Source organism: Solibacillus sp. iso_87 (assembly GCF_056173085.1).
The window spans coordinates 3,062,643-3,079,610 of the sequence record NZ_CM149656.1 but is presented as its reverse complement, the minus strand read 5'-3'; the positions used below and the strand labels follow the sequence as shown (position 1 = coordinate 3,079,610).

General features: G+C 40.8%; 16 protein-coding genes and 1 riboswitch. Of the genes, 12 read left to right on the top strand and 4 right to left on the bottom strand.

The window, feature by feature from the left end:
- Positions 1–12 precede the first annotated feature (12 nt).
- The 3 genes from AC0VXV_RS15755 (at position 13) to AC0VXV_RS15745 (ending at position 1,640) form a co-directional block, all read left to right on the top strand.
- Positions 13–483: an S-ribosylhomocysteine lyase gene (locus AC0VXV_RS15755; protein ID WP_475529125.1), complete on the top strand. Its 471-nt coding sequence runs from the start codon at positions 13–15 to the stop codon at positions 481–483.
- A gap of 141 nt (positions 484–624) precedes the next feature.
- Positions 625–1,122, top strand: a complete 498-nt coding sequence (locus tag AC0VXV_RS15750) for an SRPBCC family protein (RefSeq protein WP_475529124.1) — start codon at positions 625–627, stop codon at positions 1,120–1,122.
- 119 nt (positions 1,123–1,241) lie between these two features.
- Positions 1,242–1,640, top strand: a complete 399-nt coding sequence (locus AC0VXV_RS15745) for a VOC family protein (protein ID WP_475529123.1) — start codon at positions 1,242–1,244, stop codon at positions 1,638–1,640.
- 219 nt (positions 1,641–1,859) lie between these two features.
- Here AC0VXV_RS15745 and thiW read toward each other — a convergent pair whose 3' ends face one another.
- The 4 genes from thiW to AC0VXV_RS15725 form a co-directional block, all read right to left on the bottom strand.
- The gene (thiW, locus tag AC0VXV_RS15740) at positions 1,860–2,366 is read right to left on the bottom strand and encodes an energy coupling factor transporter S component ThiW (protein WP_475529122.1); all 507 of its coding nucleotides are present in this window, start codon (positions 2,364–2,366) and stop codon (positions 1,860–1,862) included.
- Positions 2,367–2,457: 91 nt separating this feature from the next.
- Positions 2,458–2,547: riboswitch (TPP riboswitch) on the bottom strand.
- Between the two features lie 120 nt (positions 2,548–2,667).
- Complete coding sequence (locus AC0VXV_RS15735; protein ID WP_475529121.1) at positions 2,668–3,240, bottom strand: cupin domain-containing protein; 573 nt, start codon at positions 3,238–3,240, stop codon at positions 2,668–2,670.
- 432 nt (positions 3,241–3,672) lie between these two features.
- Positions 3,673–5,391 (bottom strand): methyl-accepting chemotaxis protein, encoded by a 1,719-nt coding sequence (locus tag AC0VXV_RS15730; RefSeq protein WP_475529120.1) that lies wholly within the window; start codon positions 5,389–5,391, stop codon positions 3,673–3,675.
- Positions 5,392–5,797: 406 nt separating this feature from the next.
- Complete coding sequence (locus tag AC0VXV_RS15725; RefSeq protein WP_475529119.1) at positions 5,798–7,342, bottom strand: alanine/glycine:cation symporter family protein; 1,545 nt, start codon at positions 7,340–7,342, stop codon at positions 5,798–5,800.
- A gap of 330 nt (positions 7,343–7,672) precedes the next feature.
- Here AC0VXV_RS15725 and AC0VXV_RS15720 point away from each other — a divergent pair, with 330 nt between their 5' ends.
- From AC0VXV_RS15720 to AC0VXV_RS15680, 9 genes are all read left to right on the top strand, one after another.
- Positions 7,673–8,923 carry a cytochrome P450 gene (locus AC0VXV_RS15720; RefSeq protein WP_475529117.1) on the top strand — a complete coding sequence of 417 codons (1,251 nt, stop codon included), beginning with the start codon at positions 7,673–7,675 and terminating at the stop codon, positions 8,921–8,923.
- A gap of 298 nt (positions 8,924–9,221) precedes the next feature.
- Positions 9,222–10,889, top strand: a complete 1,668-nt coding sequence (locus AC0VXV_RS15715) for a propanediol/glycerol family dehydratase large subunit (protein WP_475529116.1) — start codon at positions 9,222–9,224, stop codon at positions 10,887–10,889.
- A gap of 12 nt (positions 10,890–10,901) precedes the next feature.
- Positions 10,902–11,480, top strand: coding sequence for a propanediol/glycerol family dehydratase medium subunit (locus AC0VXV_RS15710; RefSeq protein ID WP_475529115.1), 579 nt, complete (start codon positions 10,902–10,904; stop codon positions 11,478–11,480).
- Positions 11,481–11,492: 12 nt separating this feature from the next.
- Entirely contained in the window at positions 11,493–11,939 is a 447-nt protein-coding gene (locus AC0VXV_RS15705; protein ID WP_475529114.1) for a diol dehydratase small subunit, read from the top strand.
- A 5-nt stretch (positions 11,940–11,944) separates the two neighbouring features.
- Positions 11,945–13,780, top strand: coding sequence for a diol dehydratase reactivase subunit alpha (locus AC0VXV_RS15700; protein WP_475529113.1), 1,836 nt, complete (start codon positions 11,945–11,947; stop codon positions 13,778–13,780).
- Complete coding sequence (locus tag AC0VXV_RS15695) at positions 13,777–14,109, top strand: glycerol dehydratase reactivase beta/small subunit family protein (RefSeq protein ID WP_475529112.1); 333 nt, start codon at positions 13,777–13,779, stop codon at positions 14,107–14,109. Before AC0VXV_RS15700 ends, AC0VXV_RS15695 begins: the two co-directional genes overlap by 4 nt.
- A gap of 21 nt (positions 14,110–14,130) precedes the next feature.
- Positions 14,131–14,565: a GlcG/HbpS family heme-binding protein gene (locus AC0VXV_RS15690; protein WP_475529111.1), complete on the top strand. Its 435-nt coding sequence runs from the start codon at positions 14,131–14,133 to the stop codon at positions 14,563–14,565.
- A 287-nt stretch (positions 14,566–14,852) separates the two neighbouring features.
- Positions 14,853–16,109 (top strand): sensor histidine kinase, encoded by a 1,257-nt coding sequence (locus AC0VXV_RS15685; RefSeq protein ID WP_475529110.1) that lies wholly within the window; start codon positions 14,853–14,855, stop codon positions 16,107–16,109.
- Positions 16,090–16,866, top strand: coding sequence for a response regulator transcription factor (locus AC0VXV_RS15680; RefSeq protein ID WP_475529109.1), 777 nt, complete (start codon positions 16,090–16,092; stop codon positions 16,864–16,866). The genes AC0VXV_RS15685 and AC0VXV_RS15680 overlap by 20 nt, the downstream gene beginning before the upstream one ends.
- The last annotated feature ends 102 nt before the right edge of the window (positions 16,867–16,968 follow it).

The following is a 16,968-nucleotide window of genomic DNA, read 5'->3' as shown; positions in this document are numbered from 1 at the left end:
GGGGGATTCAACATGCCAACAGAGAAAACAAATGTAGAGAGCTTTGATTTAGACCATACGAAAGTAGTGGCACCATACGTACGACTTGCCGGTACAAAAACAGGAGCGAAAGGCGACGTCGTAACAAAATACGATATCCGTTTTAAACAGCCGAACAAGGCACATATGGAAATGCCGTCATTACACTCTTTAGAGCACTTAATGGCAGATCGTATCCGCAATCATAGTGAGGATGTCGTTGATTTATCGCCAATGGGCTGCCAAACAGGCTTTTACCTGGCATTACTGAACTACAATGACTATGACGGAGTATTAACGATTATTGAAAATACGTTGAAAGATGTGCTGAAGGCAGAGTCAGTACCAGCATGTAATGAAGTACAATGCGGCTGGGCGGCAAGCCATAGCTTAGAAGGCGCAAAAGCATTGGCTGAAGAATTTTTAGCAGGCCGCGCTGAGTGGCATGTCGTTTTCGGAGAATAATTGATGAAGCAAGTCTCCTGTGAGGGTTTTCTCGCAGGAGACTATTTTATATGGGGAAGAATATTGGAGCAATTGGTTTAAATATTCTTGTAAATAGGTTATTAATAAACTAATAACAGAGTACCCAAAAGGAGAATATTGATGAACAATATCTCAACGACAAATTTAACGATGAAAAGAGAATTTAATGTAAAGCCTGAAAAAGTGTTTGATGCATGGCTGAATCCTTTCATGATGAAAAAGTGGTTCTTTACATTAGAAGGAACGAACAAGGTCGCACAAAATGACCCGAAAGTAGGGGGGACTTGGGAAATCGTAGACCACAGAAAGGGAGTGGACTACCGAGCAATCGGAGAGTACTTTGAAATCGATCCTTCTAAAAAAATCGTGTTCACTTTTAAAATGCCGCAATTCAGCGAGCTGGCAGATACGATTACAGTGGAGCTGAAGGAAATGGGGCAAGGCTGTGAAAGGACGTTTACCCAATTGATCCATGTTGAGAACGAAGAGAATTGGACAGATGCTGATACCGTAAAAGCCCTAGACGAAATGCGAGAAGGTACGGAACAAGGGTGGAATTTAATGTTCATGGGGCTGAAGGAATTAGTGGAGACAGGAAAAGTGAGCTATCAAGGTTAGAGTACGCAGAATGAAACATGATCAAAAAAGCATCTCCGGAACGAGGTGATGCCCTTTAAATTGTGGGAAGGAAAGTTCGCGAAATACTTGATTTTAGTGAAAGAAGGGGGAAGGTAACGATGAAAAGTGCAAAACCATTTTTAATGTTCCAAGGCGGCGTTGCAGAAGAAGCGATGAAATTCTATACATCCATTATGGCAGATACGAAAATTACGAGCATTGTCCGCTATGGTGCAAATGAAGGCGGAGACGAAGGAACAGTCATGCAAGCTACTTTTTCGATAAAAGGACAGGAATATATGTGCATTGACAGTAATTTAAAACATGAATTTGACTTCACGCCGTCATTCTCTATTTTTATTACATGTGATACGGAAGAAGAAATCGACGAACTTTATGAAAAATTGCTTGAAGGTGGTCATCCGCTAATGCCACTCGGTGATTACGGTTTCAGTAAAAAGTTCGGCTGGCTAAATGACCGTTTTGGCGTATCGTGGCAGTTAAATCTACCTAATTAAACTTTGCGTCGGGTGTATCAATTGGTGTGGCGCGATAGACCCGGCGCTCGTTTTCTAATAAAGGGCTTAGTTGTTCTAATATAGTCTGAAATCTTCTAATAAAAACGATATGCCAGTGCAAAAAACTCTCATAAAATCCGGTCCTGAGTTCAGTTCTAATAACCGCCTCAACTATTCTATAAAACCCTCTGACAAACTATACCATCTCAGATCATTCACTCACCCGGCATTCTGATAAAGCATCCCGCCAAATGCCCTGTTTCTTACCATGATCTTCAGCAAACCATAGCCTAAAAGCGCTCCTGCAAACGAACTCATCATAAATGCCGGGACAAAACCGAACAGCGCCGCTTCTTGTCCTAAAAATAAAATGGCAATCGGATAAGTAGCCATCGCACCGAGCAACCCTGTGCCGATCACTTCACCTACCGCTGCAAACGATAACTTCTTCGTTTTCGCAAATAGAAACGCGGCGAGAAGTGCACCAATCATACTTCCCGGATAAGCGAATAAACTACCTGTCCCCATCAAGTTTCTCAACGTCGACGTAAGAAACGCCTGTAATACCGCATACCATGGACCGAGCAGTACAGCCGATACGACATTGGCAAAGTGCTGAATCGGAAATATTTTGGCAAAACCTAATGGAATATACACCATACTGCTGAGAATCGTTGTAATCGCTGCGATAATCGCTGAGTATGTAAGCTTTCTCGTTTTATTCATTTCTACCTTCCTTTACAATAATTTTTTGCAACAAAAAAACCACTTTCAACTATAGAAAGTGGTATCGTAGCCTATACAAAAAAATAAAAATAGGGGGTCGACACTACTTTCCTACGCTAGTATTACCTAGATCAGGTGCAAAGGGTACTTCTCAGCCAAAAAGGCGCCCCTAGTAGTTTTCATATTCAATTACGAGCAGATTTTCTTCTGCCAATACTGGTTTAATTTCACAGTTATCATAACATGGCCATCTCAGTATGCAAATGGTTTTTTGTAATTTAATTCCTTTGACCGAGAAAAATTATTGCTGATACCCGCCGCCATAGTTGCCGGGCTGGGCATGTTGCCACGGATTTGGCGGACCGATGAAAGTATTTGGTCTGACAGGGGCAACTGCCTGCGTCCATAAATTTTCGTTCATTCCATATGTGTGGGCCATAATATTTGAAGGTGTCAGCTTGAGCAGATCAGAACCTAAAATGACTTCCGGTGTCGGAGCATTGAATATGGCGAGCAGATGCGTGTTGTTTTGCGTAGCGACTTCGTAATGCCACCACCCTTCAGGAACGTTCGCCACTTGACCGGGAGTAATCGGGAAATGCATAAGCTGTTTCGTAAACGGATTCAAGATCGAAACAACCGCACTTCCCGTAATACAGTAGACAAGTTCCGCCGCATTTTGATGGTAATGAGGCTCAATGACATTGTTGGCATTGAGATAAATATCGAGTAATGATACATTATCAAGCGTATTTAACTGGTTTATGCCCAATAGATTAATAAAATTATGCTGATCTTTAATGAATAATGGGTTTTTATTAACATCGAATGTAAACTGTGTATGCGGCGATGTGTAATCAATAGTCGGACTCAAAATTTCACCTCTTTTATTGTTGTAGTTAACGTATGCATTAATATATCTTTTCGTGCTTAGGCATATTCAGGAAAGCGCTGATCACTAAACTTTCATTTAAAAATACACATATAATGCATTAAAAATCTTGAAAATCAGCATACATAGTGGGACCCCACATATCCGGAGTGAAGCAATCCGGTTTAGGTCGAGAATTTGGATCACACTCATTTGCTGCGTATACAGAACTACAAGACCTGACTGTTCCAAAGAGCGGCGAATTGCCGTATTTTCCTGAATAACAGAAAAAGAAGACATAGGTAAAGGAAACTGAAACCTACGCCTTCTTTTTGTCATTCTGCCAAAGGGTCGTATTGACGCAAAAAAAGGAAATTGGACTATTTCTCTGTAGTTGAATGAGAAATAGTCCTAATAAGTGATTATCGTGTACTATTATTTATGGGTTTTAAAAGTGGCAACCAGCTCGTTTAATTCTTCCGCTAAATTTGCCAGTGCTTGTGTTGTTGCGGCTGTTTCTTCGCTTGCGGCGGCGACTTCTTCACTTGTGCCAGTAATGCTTTGTACCGCGTTCATTATATCATTGGACTGCGCGGATTGCTGAGAGCTTGCAGAGGCAATACTTTCAATCGAGTTCATCACATTGGCTGAATGGGAAGATTGCTTGGCACTCGCTGAAGCGATCTCCATTGTTTTTTCGTTTGCCTGTGTCATCATTTCTGCGATATGTGTAAAGGCTTGTTCAGTACGTTTTGTTGTTTCTACACCTTCAGCTACTGCAATGGCACTGAGGGAAGTATTTTTCTGGATGCCTTTAATAATAGAAGTGATTTCTTTTGTGGCTTCGCTGGATTGCTCTGCCAGTTTCCGTACTTCGTCTGCAACAACCGCAAAACCTTTTCCGTTTTCACCAGCCCGTGCTGCTTCAATAGCTGCATTTAATGCAAGCAGGTTTGTCTGACTTGCGATTGTATCGATTACTTTAATAATATCATCAATGCGAGCTGCATCTTTTTCGAGGAGTGCCATCTGCGTACTGATACTTTCCATACCCTGAATTGATTCCTGTACGACTTTACTGCCGTCTTTGGCTGTAGTCGTAAGTTTCTCGGTCAATACGGCTGTATCATTCGTGTTTTCCGCTACGGCATTAATGGCCGTATTTAACTCTCCGAACAATTCCCTCATCGTTTGCGCATCATGTTCCTGACTATGTGCGCCTTTTACAATCTCTTTAAACAGTTCGTTAATTTTTTGTGAATCATTTGCCTGTGTTGATGCACTGCCAGCCACTTCCTCGGTTGTGGCAGATATTTCCTGAGCAGAAGCAGAAACACTCTCTGCTGACTGAAGGATACCTTCTACGGTCCTACGTAGATTGTTTACCATCTTATTCACTGAACGGGCCAAATCACCAACTTCATCTTTTGAATGAATTGTAGTGCTTGCTGTTAAATCTCCATTTGCGACTGTCTCAACCAGTTCGGATACTTCTTTTAATGGTTTCGAAATAAGTCTGGAAATGACCGCACCCAGCCCAATGTTGACTAGAACAGATAGACCGATAAGTATTATAGTAAATGTTCTTGAAGAACTATATATTTCGTCTGACTCTTGATCCGTAGCGTCAGCTAAACTGATATTCAGATTGATCAGCTCATTGATATAACCCTGAACTGCATTTCCGGATTCATTAAATTCCTGAGCCATTTTTAAATAGTTGTCAATATTATTTGCGTAAGCATAATTAACGGCTGTCTCGTATAAAGACAAATATTCGTCGAATTCAGGATGAAATTGATCAAGAATGACTTGTTCTTCCGGAGTAATTTCACCATCTTCGTATTCCACTATATTATTCTTTATATCTTGAATAATCTGCAACCGTATATCATTAAATGTATCTTTTTGTTCTTCTGTTTGCGCAACGAAGACCATGTCGCGGATCTGGACACGAAGGCGTTGGTAATCTGTTTCCACTGTCCCCAGGTCAGTTATTGGTAGAACACGTTCGTCGTACATAATACCTATTTGTTCTTCCATTTTATTCAAATTAATCAAACCAGTTATTCCCACTGCACCTAAAACGATGTTCATGAAAAGAAACGTAATGATCAACTTGACAGATGTTTTTAAATCTTTAAACCATTTCATCCTGTTACCTCTGCTCTCTTGATAATATTAAAATACATAATTTATTACAGAATTTATAGGAATACGACGAATTTTATTGTTTAAAAATAATTTAAGTGTACACCATATAATTTCATGCCAACTTTAGTATTATACACACTGTTGTTATGATAAAAAAGTACTATTTTAGAAAAAATAAAAAAATAAAAAAGTTACAGTGATTTTAAACAAAGTATTAAAACAAGGTTTACACATTCAGAATTGTAGATAAGGTTAAGATTTTACTTTAGCTCTGTACACTAGGAGGAACCTCCTCGGAGTCGGTCCGTAAAATGGAGTCATATATAGAGGATGGAAATGGGGAATTAGAAGCAATAACATAGAAGCTGACCATAACCGATACATTTGGCGATGGTCAGCCTAATACTTATTCAGAAAACGGATTCGGTACTGGTTGCAGACGCTCTTGGACTTTCTTCGCAACGACCGTTTTTCCTTTTGAAGGAACGGTATTTGGTATCGAAGATCTTGCTTCGAGGTCTTCCCAGAAGTCCGCGTTTTTAATCCCTAACACTAACGGGTTGAACGTTGGGTTAAGCCCCAAGCGTTTTTGCGTATCGTAATCTTTCAGTGCTATTAAAGCAGTTTTAGAAAGAAGTACAATTGTAATAACGTTTACCCAGCCGAGCATCCCGACACCTAAATCGGTAATCGCCCAAATTAGTGTAGCCGAATTCACTGCACCGAAAATAACCATACCTAGAAGGCAGATGCGGGCAGTATGCGTAATGACTTTGCCTGCTTTGCCGATATTCAACATTTCTTTAATGAAGGCAATATTTGTATCCATTTTGTAGAAGTACGTAATTAACGTAGTAAAACAGAACAGGAATAATGAAATTGTCATAAAGTACTGGCCGAATGTCGGAGAAATCAGTGTACTCATCGCAGACTGTGTATAAACTTCAGGATTAGCACCTGGAATATTGGATACGATGGCCTCGCCAGCACTTGGCGCAACATTGTACATACCTGTAATTAAAATCATAAACGCTGTCGCTGTACAGATTAAAAACGTATCAATATAAATAGAAAACGCCTGTACTAAACCTTGTTTGGCAGGGTGAGAAACACTCGTTGCACCGGATTCAAACGTTTCCGTACCTAACCCGGCAGCACTTGAGAATACACCACGCTGTACACCCATTGCAATGGCTGTTCCGACTAAACCTGCAAATGTAGCATTCAAGTTAAGTGCACTAGTTACAATCAATGAAAACATCGCCGGAATTTCAGAAATGTTAACGACTAATAAAGCGATACAAATTGTCACGTAAGCTAAAGCCATAAACGGAACTAAATATTCAGAAACAGTGGCAATTCGCTTTACACCACCGTAAATGATCACGGCCATTAATGCAGCAAGCAGTAAACCTGTTACAAGTGGAGGAACATTGAATGATTCCTGAACCGTTAAAGCGATTGTGTTTGCCTGTACTGTCGGCCATAAAATTCCGATAACGATAATTAAAATTGTCGCTGAAATAATTGAAAACCATTTTAAATTTAGGCCTTTGTAAATATAAAACGGAGTTCCGCCGCGATATTCACCTTCGATTTTACTCTTGAAAATTTGAGAAAGGGTAATTTCAATAAATGAAGTGGCTGCACCTAAAAATCCCATAACCCACATCCAGAAAACTGCACCAGGACCACCGAGGCTGATGGCCGCTGCAACACCAACAATATTACCTGTACCGATACGACTTCCTAATGACATCGCTAATGCCTGGAAAGAAGAAATCCCGGCACTGTCATTATTTTTCTCAAACAGCAATGTGATCATATCTTTGAAACGCCGTACTTGAACAAATCGAGTTCTCAGCGTAAAAATGAGACCTACCGCCAAAAATAAAAAGACTAACGCATTACTCCAAACATACTTATTCAAAAAATTCACGATTTCCAACATTCATGTACCACGTCCTTTTTATTTTTATAAATCATTTTTTTAAGTAAAACTGCACAGCAAGTTTTTTATGTAGAACTTTTTTCTGTCATCAGAAAAAGTGTTATTACTGTAAATAGCACAAACAAGCGGTTGTTAAACAAAAATATTTCCGATGGGTAGTATTTTTATTGCATTTTATGTAGCCAAAAAGCTGTCGTGGCAGGAGTTTTACTACTGGAAATAAAAATTGAAATTGCTTGTTGGATACTCCAGATTAGCGTGAAGTTTTTCCGAAGAATAAACAGGGAACTGATTACCAACAATGTTACTCATATAAAGGAGATGGATGAAATGACAAACTCGGTACCGAAGGAAGAAGGGCTTGACAACAGTCTGAGCCTTTTGAGGGAAGGTTATCTGTATATTTTAAATAGGCGCCAAAGCTTCCAGTCAGATATATTCGAAACACGGCTGCTAGGAAAAAAGGCGATCTGTATGGGCGGGAAAGAAGCGGCGGCTGTTTTTTACGACAACAGCAAATTTAAAAGAGAAGGTGTTGCACCAAACCGTGTTGCCGAAACATTGTTTGGTAAAAAGGGTGTGCAAACATTGGATGGCGATGCCCATAAGCACCGTAAACAAATGTTCATGTCGCTCATGTCCCGCGAACGACTTCAAAAACTGAATGAAATCCATGCGAAACAATGGGAAAATGCATTGGACAAGTGGCAGCAGATGGAAGAAATCGAACTGTACGAAGAAACATTGGAAATCATGTGCCGTACTGCCTGTGAGTGGGCAGGTGTGCCGGTGGAAGAAAAGGAAATCAGGAAACTTGCGGACGATTTACGGGCGATGTTCGAGTCGGCAACTGCTGTCGGTCCATCGCATTGGGCGGGAAGACATGCGCGAAACCGGGTGGAAAAGTGGGTAGGCGAGTTGATCGACCAAGTACGTGATGAGAAATTAAGTCCTGAAGAAGGTACGGCATTGCTTGAATTTTCTTGGCACCGGAACCTTGAAGGAAATCTCCTTGAAACAAAAGTAGCCGCTGTGGAAGTCATCAATATTTTACGACCGATCGTCGCGATTTCCGTTTACATCAACTTTTCTGCACTTGCTGTTCATCATTATCCTGAAGAGCGTGAAAAACTGAAATCCAGTGACGGGAAACTGGCACAGATGTTTGTACAAGAAGTGCGCCGCTTTTATCCATTCTTCCCATTTGCCGCTGCGGAAGTGAAGGATGAATTTACTTGGAACGATTACACATTTGAAGAAGGAACATTAACGTTATTGGACCTGTATGGCACAAATCATGACCCGACTATTTGGGAGAACCCCGACGTATTTAAGCCGAGTCGATTTGAAAACTGGGATGACAGTCCGTTCAGCTTTATTCCGCAAGGTGGAGGCGACCACTATTTGGGCCACCGTTGTGCAGGAGAATGGGTAACAATCGAAGTGATGAAAGTGAGCCTCCATTTTTTAGTAAACCGAATGACTTATGATGTACCGGAACAAGATTTAAGCTACAGCAAAGTGAGCATTCCAAGTCTCCCTAACAGTAAAGTGATCATTAGAAATGTCCGGCGATTATAAAATGAATTGGCTAAAGAGACCGGACTGTTAACCAGATCACCCATTTTCTCCGTGAGAAAATGGGTGGTTTTTTGCTGAATGGAAAATTAATTTTCGTTCCGGGAGGCTTTCTTCGGACATGATCGTATATAAACGCGGCTCTTTCTTTCGCACGAACATCAAAAATATGCTAATGAATGTCGTTAAAATCCAGAGACTTTTAAATGACAGAAAATTATAATAATTAAAATCGGAAAAGGAGAGAAGTTCTTTTTACTACCTTTCAGGCAAGAAATAAATAGAAAGTAGGGGATTTTACATGCAACGTTCAAAACGGTTTGAGATTTTAGAAGATAGACCCGTCAATAAGGATGGATTTGTAAAAGAATGGCCGGAAATGGGATTTGTGGCCATGGCGAGCCCCAATGATCCAAAACCTTCGATTAAGTTGGAAAATGGAAAGATTATTGAATTGGATGGCAAAAAAAGAGAAGACTTCGATATGCTCGATCAGTTTATTGCAGATTATACAATTGATGCGACGATTACCGAACAGGTGATGGCTCTTGACAGTTTGGAAATTGCACGGAAACTTGTTGATATCAATGTCCCTCGAACTGAAATTGTCGAGCTGTCGAAAGGATTGACACCTGCAAAATTATTGGAAGTGCTCAATCATATGAATGTGGTAGAAATGATGATGGCTCTGCAAAAGATGCGGGCTAGAAAAACACCGTCCAATCAATGTCACGTAACAAATGTCAGAGATAATCCTGTACTGATGGCTGCGGACGCTGCAGAAGCAGGATTATACGGATTTGACGAGCAGGAAACAACGGTGGGAGTCGTTCGGTATGCGCCTTTCAATGCATTAGCTTTACTGGTAGGATCGCAAACGGTAAGGGGCGGGATTCTGACGCAGGATTCATTGGAGGAAGCAACTGAACTCCGTTTAGCCATGCTTGGTCTGACTTCATATGCTGAGACCATTTCGATTTACGGAACTGAGCCGGTTTTCATTGATGGAGACGATACACCTTGGTCCAAATCATTTCTAGCTTCTGCATATGCTTCCCGCGGTGCTAAAATGCGTTTTACGTCAGGAACAGGTTCAGAGGTACAAATGGCTGGAGCAGAAGGGAAATCAATGCTTTATCTGGAACTTCGCTGTGTAATGATGGCAAAAGGGGCGGGAGTTCAAGGACTGCAAAATGGCTCTATTAGCTGTATCGGTATACCGGCATCGGTTCCGAGCGGGCTACGTGCTGTTTTAGCTGAAAACTTAGCCACAATGATCTTTGACTTGGAAGTAGCCTCTGGAAACGATCAAACATTTTCGCATTCAGAAATTCGACGTACTGCAAAAATGCTTTGTCAAATGTTACCGGGAACGGACTTTATCTTTGCCGGATTTAGCGCCGTACCAAACAATGAAGATATGTTTGCCGGATCTAATATGGACTCAAGTGACCTAGATGATTATTTAATCATTCAACGGGATTTGATGGTTGATGGCGGATTAAAGCCAGTGGATGAAGAAACAGTGATCGAAGCGCGTTATCAGGCGGCCAAATCCATGCAAGCAATTTTTGATGAACTTGGGTTTCCTGCCATCACTGAGGAAGAAGTGGAAGCTGCCACTTATGCCAATAGCAGTGACGATATGCCAGCAAGAAATGTTGTAGAAGACTTAAAATCAGCTGAACAAATCATACGAGATGGAATTTCCGGTTTTGATATTGCACTTATATTAGCCAAAAGAGGCTATCGACAAACAGCTGAACGAATTTTCGATATGTTGAAGCAGCGAGTAGCAGGGGATTATCTTCATACATCAGCCATTATCAATAAGGATAATCTGGTTATGAGTGCTGTAAATGATGAAAATGATTACAGCGGTCCCGGAACAGGCTATCGTCTCAGCCCAGAGAGATGGGAAGAAATTAAAAATATTCGCCAAGCAATCAGCCCGAAAGACTTTGATTAGGGGGAATTTGATATGACGACATCGGCATTTACTATCAATATGAAATTAACGGAAATAGGACAGGCAACTAAAGGAACCAATCCGAGAGAAGTAATTGTAGTACTGGGGCCTGCTTATGGAAAAGAATTGAACAAAACGATTGTAAAATTGGATCATGCGGCCGTTTTACGTGAAATCTTATCAGGCATTGAAGAGCAAGGAGCTATTCCAAAAGTTATTCGAAGTTTACGCACCGCTGATTTGGCATTTATGGCACACGGAGCAGCGCAACTGAGTGGTTCCGGAATCAGTATCGGCTTGCAGTCAAGGGGAACGGTCGTTATTCACCAGCGTGACCTGGATCCCTTAAGCAATCTTGAATTGTTTCCACAGTCTCCGGTTATTACGTTAGACATGTATCGAAAGATTGGGCAAAATGCGGCCAAATATGCATTAGGAGAAAGCCCTAATCCCGTCCTGGTCGTGAATGACGCGATGACACGTCCAAAATATCAGGCGATTGCGGCTGTACTGTACTTAAAAGAATGCCAGTCACTCGTCCCACATCAAAAAGCAATTGAAATAAAAGCGGAATTTTCAATTACCGAATAGGAGGAATGGAAAATGGGAAATCAGGTCCAGGAAAAAAAGAAGGGATTAACAAAAGAAGATTATCCTTTAGGTTTGAAAAGCCCCGATTTATTGTTTACGACAACTGATAAAGCATATGACGAGTTAACGTTGGATGCAGCTTTGGCGGGTGACATTACTGGCAGCGATCTGCGAATTAGCCCAAGAACTTTGGAGATGCAAGCGGAAATCAGTGAAAGTATAGGCAGAACACAACTTGCAAAAAATTTCCGTCGAGCAGCAGAAATGATTAATATTTCGGATGCGCGTATATTGGAGATTTATAATGCGATGCGTCCAAATCGTTCAACAAAAGAAGAGTTATTGATAATCGCCCAAGAACTTGAAGAAGAATATGGGGCTGTAGAAAATGCCAGCTTAATCCGTGAAGCAGCAGATGTCTACGAGAGAAGAGGGAGATTAAAGGAAATTGAGGACTGAGTGTTATGAAAAAAATTTTAGCCGGCGTAGATATCGGCAATTCCTCAACTGAAGTAGCGATCGCACAGCTAGAAGGAGGTTACGCAAACTTTCTTTCTCAACATCTGGTTAAAACAACGGGAATAAAAGGAACGACTGACAATGTGAAGGGGATCTGTGTTGCGATACAAGAAGCAGCCAAAAAAGCATCGATTCCATTAGCCGGTATTGAGCTGATTCGTTTGAATGATGCCGTTCCTGTAATTGGTGATTTAGCGATGGATTTAATCAGCGAAACGATTATCACGGAATCTTCAATGATCGGTCATAATCCAGATACGCCAGGTGGAGCAGGTATGGGGATCGGGATAACGGTTTTACTTGGTCAGCTGAGCACGGTTGAAGGTAAAGAGCAGGACTATATTGTGGTTATCCCGAAAGAGGTTGACTATGAATGGGCTGCTTATCAGATAAATAAAGCCGAACAGAATGGAATATCAATTACAGGTGCTATTGTGCAAAAAGATGACGGGGTGTTAATCCATAACAGGTTAATAAAAAAAATCCCGATTGTAGATGAAGTTTCCCTCATAGAAAAAGTGCCACTTGCTAAATTGGCGGCAATTGAAGTAGCTTTACCGGGATATGTCATTCGTACATTAAGCAATCCATATGGACTTTCAACTGTTTTCAATCTTGATCCGGATCAGACGAAGCAGATTGCCCTTGTTGCGAAAGCCTTAGTGGGAAACCGTTCCGCTGTCGTAATCCGTACGCCTCAAGGTGAATTGGTCGAAAGGAAAATAGAAGCAGGGCGCATCATAATGCAAGGGGTAAACAGGCAGGAGTCAGAAGTATCAATTAATGACGGTGCTGAATCAATTATGGGGACTTATGAAAAACTGGGGACTCTTCAAGATGTCCGTGGAGAAACGGGCACCAATGTAGGGGGAATGTTTAATGGTCTGCGCCATGATTTAGCACAACTTACTGGCCAACCGGCGCAAGAAATTATGATTTCAGATTTTCTGGCTGTTGATGCAGTGATTCCAACGTCCATTAGCGGGGCAATAGCTGGCGAACTTTCTATGGAAAGTGGTGTTGCTTTAGCCTCCATGGTTAAAACTGACAAAATCCCTATACAAAAAGTAGCCTCTTTATTGGAAGAGCAACTGGGCATACCTGTAGAAATTGGAGGAATTGAAGCGGATATGGCAATTCGTGGCGCCTTAACAACTCCTGGAACCAGAAAACCGATTGTTATTTTGGATATGGGGGGCGGTTCGACCGATGCGGCTTTGATGAATGAATCCGGGAAAATAACATCTATTCATTTAGCGGGTGCAGGGGATATGGTCACTATGCTCATCAATTCTGAACTGGCTTTGGAAGACAAAGAATTGGCTGAAAAAATAAAGAAAAACCCACTGGGTAAAGTCTTAAGTTTGTTCCATATGCAGTTAGAAGATGGAACAATCCTGTTTTCGAAGACGCCTTTCCCGCCACATACATTTGGAAAAGTACTGATTCGTGAGGAAAATGAACTTACACCTTTACCAAACACGTTATCAATGGAGAAAGTTCGGGACATACGCCGGAGTGCTAAACGTCGGGTGTTCGTTACAAATTCGCTTAGGGCCCTTAAAAGAGTGATACCTACAGGAAATTTAAAACATTTGTCCTTTGTTGTAATGTTAGGTGGTTCAGCCTTGGATTTTGAAATTCCGCAGATGGTTACAGAAGAATTAGGTAAATATGGAATAGTAGCAGGCTTTGCAAACATACGTGGGTCTGAAGGGCCTCGGAATGCCGTAGCAACAGGATTAATATTGTCCTCAATTGGAAAAGAGGTTACCCAATGAGTATGCAGGAAATTCATATACTGATTCTTCATCATCCTGTTTTTAATGCGGATGCCATCAAAGAAGTTTGTGCTGGACTGGAAGAAGAGGGTGTTCCATATTCACTTCAAGAAGAAAGCCAGCTAGACAATTGCATCGAACTCGCAGCGATGGCTGCTTCTAGCTCTACGTTGCAAGTGGGAATAGGAATTGATCGAACAGGAAATTTATGTGTTCATCATGAAAAGCTGAAAAAGGAAGAACCCTATTTACTAGGGGACTTGCAAAATGGGAGAACTGCGGGCAAGAATGCAGCTCGTTTAGTCAAAGGGTTGTCATTGACCTTATAAGCATAAGGAAGGGTGAAAAAGATGAGTCGAATCAATTTAGCATTATCAAAAAAACTGATTGAGGCTGCTGAACAAGAAGCAATCAAAATCAACGTTCCCATGGTTATCAGTATTGTGGATGCAGGAGGGAATCTCGTTGCATGTCACCGAATGGACGAAGCTTTATTAGTGAGTGTGGATATTGCTCAAAACAAAGCATGGACTTCAATCGCTATGAAAATGCCAACAGAAAACCTGGCACAAGCAACGGGTTCGGGAAATGAGCTGTTCGGTATCAATACAACCAATAATGGGCGTGTAGTGATTTTCGGCGGGGGGATTCCATTGATAGAAGACAATCAGATTATTGGTGCCGTAGGGGTAAGTGGGGGCTCCGTTAAAGAAGATATACAAGTCGCGCAAGCTGCAGTTGATATGCTGAGTCATTTAAACGAGACTGCCAGTATTTCAGAATAAAGAAAAGACGTAGACTATCTACTAAGAAATAGAATATCCTTTTAATAGACCTTTAGGAGTTTCGAACTCCTGAAGGTCTTTTGAAAGGGTACATAGTGTCTAGAAATACTTTTTAATATACCTTAAGCAGAGAAGAAGGCGTCAAAACTTTTATTCTCAAGATTAAATAAGCTATAATAAGAATAACTTTCAAAGAGAAAGAATATTCGAAATAAAGATTCGATAAGTTATAAGGAAGGCAAATTTCTGCAAAGAAAAAATATTCAAGAGGGAGTTGGAGTTAGACTTTGACTACATACACTTTAAACCATCTTGTAAATGTTGAGGTTCTTCAGGAAATTCAGGACCGTTTTGCAGCTGCGATCGGATTAGGTGTCATTATTGCAAATGAGCATGGTGAACCGATTACTACACCATCTAATTTCACCAATTTTTGCTCAAAAATGCGTTCATCTAAAGAAGGGCTGCAATGCTGTGTTTTTTCAGACCGAAACTTAGGAATCAAAGCCGTTCAGCAAGGAAAACCGGTTGTTCATTATTGCCATGCAGGTTTAATCGATTTAGCTGCGCCCATCATCCTTAATGGAAAACATCTTGGTTCTGTTTTATGCGGACAAGTATTAATAGAGCCTCAAGACGAAAAGCAGCTGCACCATATGCGTGAACAATTCAAACAATTACCGGTTGAACAGGAGCTGCTCGCGCAGTATTTAGCACAGATTGAATTTACCAACCAGAAGCAAATTGACTCTACCTTGCAAATGCTACAATTAATTGCGGATTATATAGCGAAAATCAGCTCTAATACGATTGTAGAAGAAGAGTTGAATGAGAAGCATACAAAGCTGATGAAAGAGCTTGAAGAACATACGGAATTGAAATCCCTACTGCAGGAAATGCAATTGAAAGTACTGCAATCTCAAGTCAATCCGCATTTTCTATTCAACACTTTGAATACCATTTCTCGTATTGCCTATTTAGAAAATGCGGAACAAACCCAAAATGTGACGTATTCGTTGGCGAAAATTATGAGATACAGTTTGCGTAGTACAACTGAACCGGTGACTTTAAAGGAAGAATTAGATTACATCCAAAGTTATTTAACCATTCAACAGTCACGTTTTCGCAATCTGATAGAATATGAGGAACTATTGGAGATCGATCCCTCAGAAATTAAAGTTCCTATACTCTCTATTCAACCAATTATTGAAAACGCTATCATTCATGGGCTGGAACCGCAAAGTGGTGACAAGAAAATAAGATTTCATGGTTTTTTAGAAGAGGGAAATGTGATTTTAGAGATTTCGGATACAGGGGTAGGAATATCGGAAGAAAGAATAGCTGCCGTTTTTTCACATGCAGAAATGAAAAGAAATAGTCTTACAAAAGGAATCGGTATGGATAATGTCCAAAAGCGTATGAAGTATTATTTCGGCGAGGAATACGGCATTAGCGTCATTAAAAGTGAAGCAGGTGCAGGTACGACTGTCCGGATTGTATTACCGTTTCATGGGGGGGATGTGCTTGAATCTTCTGATTGTTGATGACGAACCTTTGGAGCGGGAAGTTTTATCGATAATTATTAAAAAAGAAAAATTGGGAATCAATCGCGTTGTAGAAGCGAAAAATGGAATGGATGCCGTTCAATTGGCCAGGGAAAAGCAGATTGATCTGGTGCTTATGGATATAGAAATGCCGGTTATGGACGGATTAACAGCCGCCAGGATGATCAAAAAAGATCTTCCGGATTGCCGGATAATTTTCCTGACAGCGAATAATGAAATTGATTTAGCTGAGCAGATCATTCCGAAAGTAACCAATGAGTACTTATTAAAACCCGCACATCCTCAGGACATTATACAAGCCCTAACAAAGCATATTCCTGTTGAGCAAAGACCGGTGATGAACACTGTCAAATCGGAGGGATTTAGCAGGCACCCTGAAATTGCCACAATTATCGAGCATATAAAAAATAATCTCCATTTAGATTTAAAGCTGGACTATCTGGCGGAACTGGTTCACTTTAATGGTCAGTACCTCAGCAGATTGTTTAAACAAGAAACCAAACATACGCTTACGCAATACATTACAGCTTGTCGAATTGAAAAAGCGAAACATTACCTCAGTTATTCAAGTGACTATACAGTTTTAGAAATAAGCAGGAAATGTGGCATTACGGATTCAAATTATTTTGCCAGAGTGTTTAAAAAGTATGAAGGGGTTAGCCCAAGTCAGTACCAGCAACAAGCTCACTTAAATAGAAAAAAGAGAATGAATTCATTCAATAATTTTTTGATGTGAATACGGTTTATATCGTACCTGCAGTTCTGCACATGAAATAGTGTGCCAAACACAGGTCTATTTTTATATACCGGAATTTCAAGGGACCGCAAAACCTGCAGG

Excerpts from the sequence above, each read along its gene's own strand:
- AC0VXV_RS15755 (WP_475529125.1), top strand. The coding sequence starts at position 13 with ATGCCAACAGAGAAAACAAATGTAGAGAGCTTTGATTTAGACCATACG.
- AC0VXV_RS15750 (WP_475529124.1), top strand. The coding sequence starts at position 625 with ATGAACAATATCTCAACGACAAATTTAACGATGAAAAGAGAATTTAAT.
- AC0VXV_RS15745 (WP_475529123.1), top strand. The coding sequence starts at position 1,242 with ATGAAAAGTGCAAAACCATTTTTAATGTTCCAAGGCGGCGTTGCAGAA.
- thiW (WP_475529122.1), bottom strand. The coding sequence starts at position 2,366 with ATGAATAAAACGAGAAAGCTTACATACTCAGCGATTATCGCAGCGATT.
- AC0VXV_RS15730 (WP_475529120.1), bottom strand. The coding sequence starts at position 5,391 with ATGAAATGGTTTAAAGATTTAAAAACATCTGTCAAGTTGATCATTACG.
- AC0VXV_RS15725 (WP_475529119.1), bottom strand. The coding sequence starts at position 7,342 with ATGTTGGAAATCGTGAATTTTTTGAATAAGTATGTTTGGAGTAATGCG.
- AC0VXV_RS15720 (WP_475529117.1), top strand. The coding sequence starts at position 7,673 with ATGACAAACTCGGTACCGAAGGAAGAAGGGCTTGACAACAGTCTGAGC.
- AC0VXV_RS15715 (WP_475529116.1), top strand. The coding sequence starts at position 9,222 with ATGCAACGTTCAAAACGGTTTGAGATTTTAGAAGATAGACCCGTCAAT.
- AC0VXV_RS15710 (WP_475529115.1), top strand. The coding sequence starts at position 10,902 with ATGACGACATCGGCATTTACTATCAATATGAAATTAACGGAAATAGGA.
- AC0VXV_RS15705 (WP_475529114.1), top strand. The coding sequence starts at position 11,493 with ATGGGAAATCAGGTCCAGGAAAAAAAGAAGGGATTAACAAAAGAAGAT.
- AC0VXV_RS15700 (WP_475529113.1), top strand. The coding sequence starts at position 11,945 with ATGAAAAAAATTTTAGCCGGCGTAGATATCGGCAATTCCTCAACTGAA.
- AC0VXV_RS15695 (WP_475529112.1), top strand. The coding sequence starts at position 13,777 with ATGAGTATGCAGGAAATTCATATACTGATTCTTCATCATCCTGTTTTT.
- AC0VXV_RS15690 (WP_475529111.1), top strand. The coding sequence starts at position 14,131 with ATGAGTCGAATCAATTTAGCATTATCAAAAAAACTGATTGAGGCTGCT.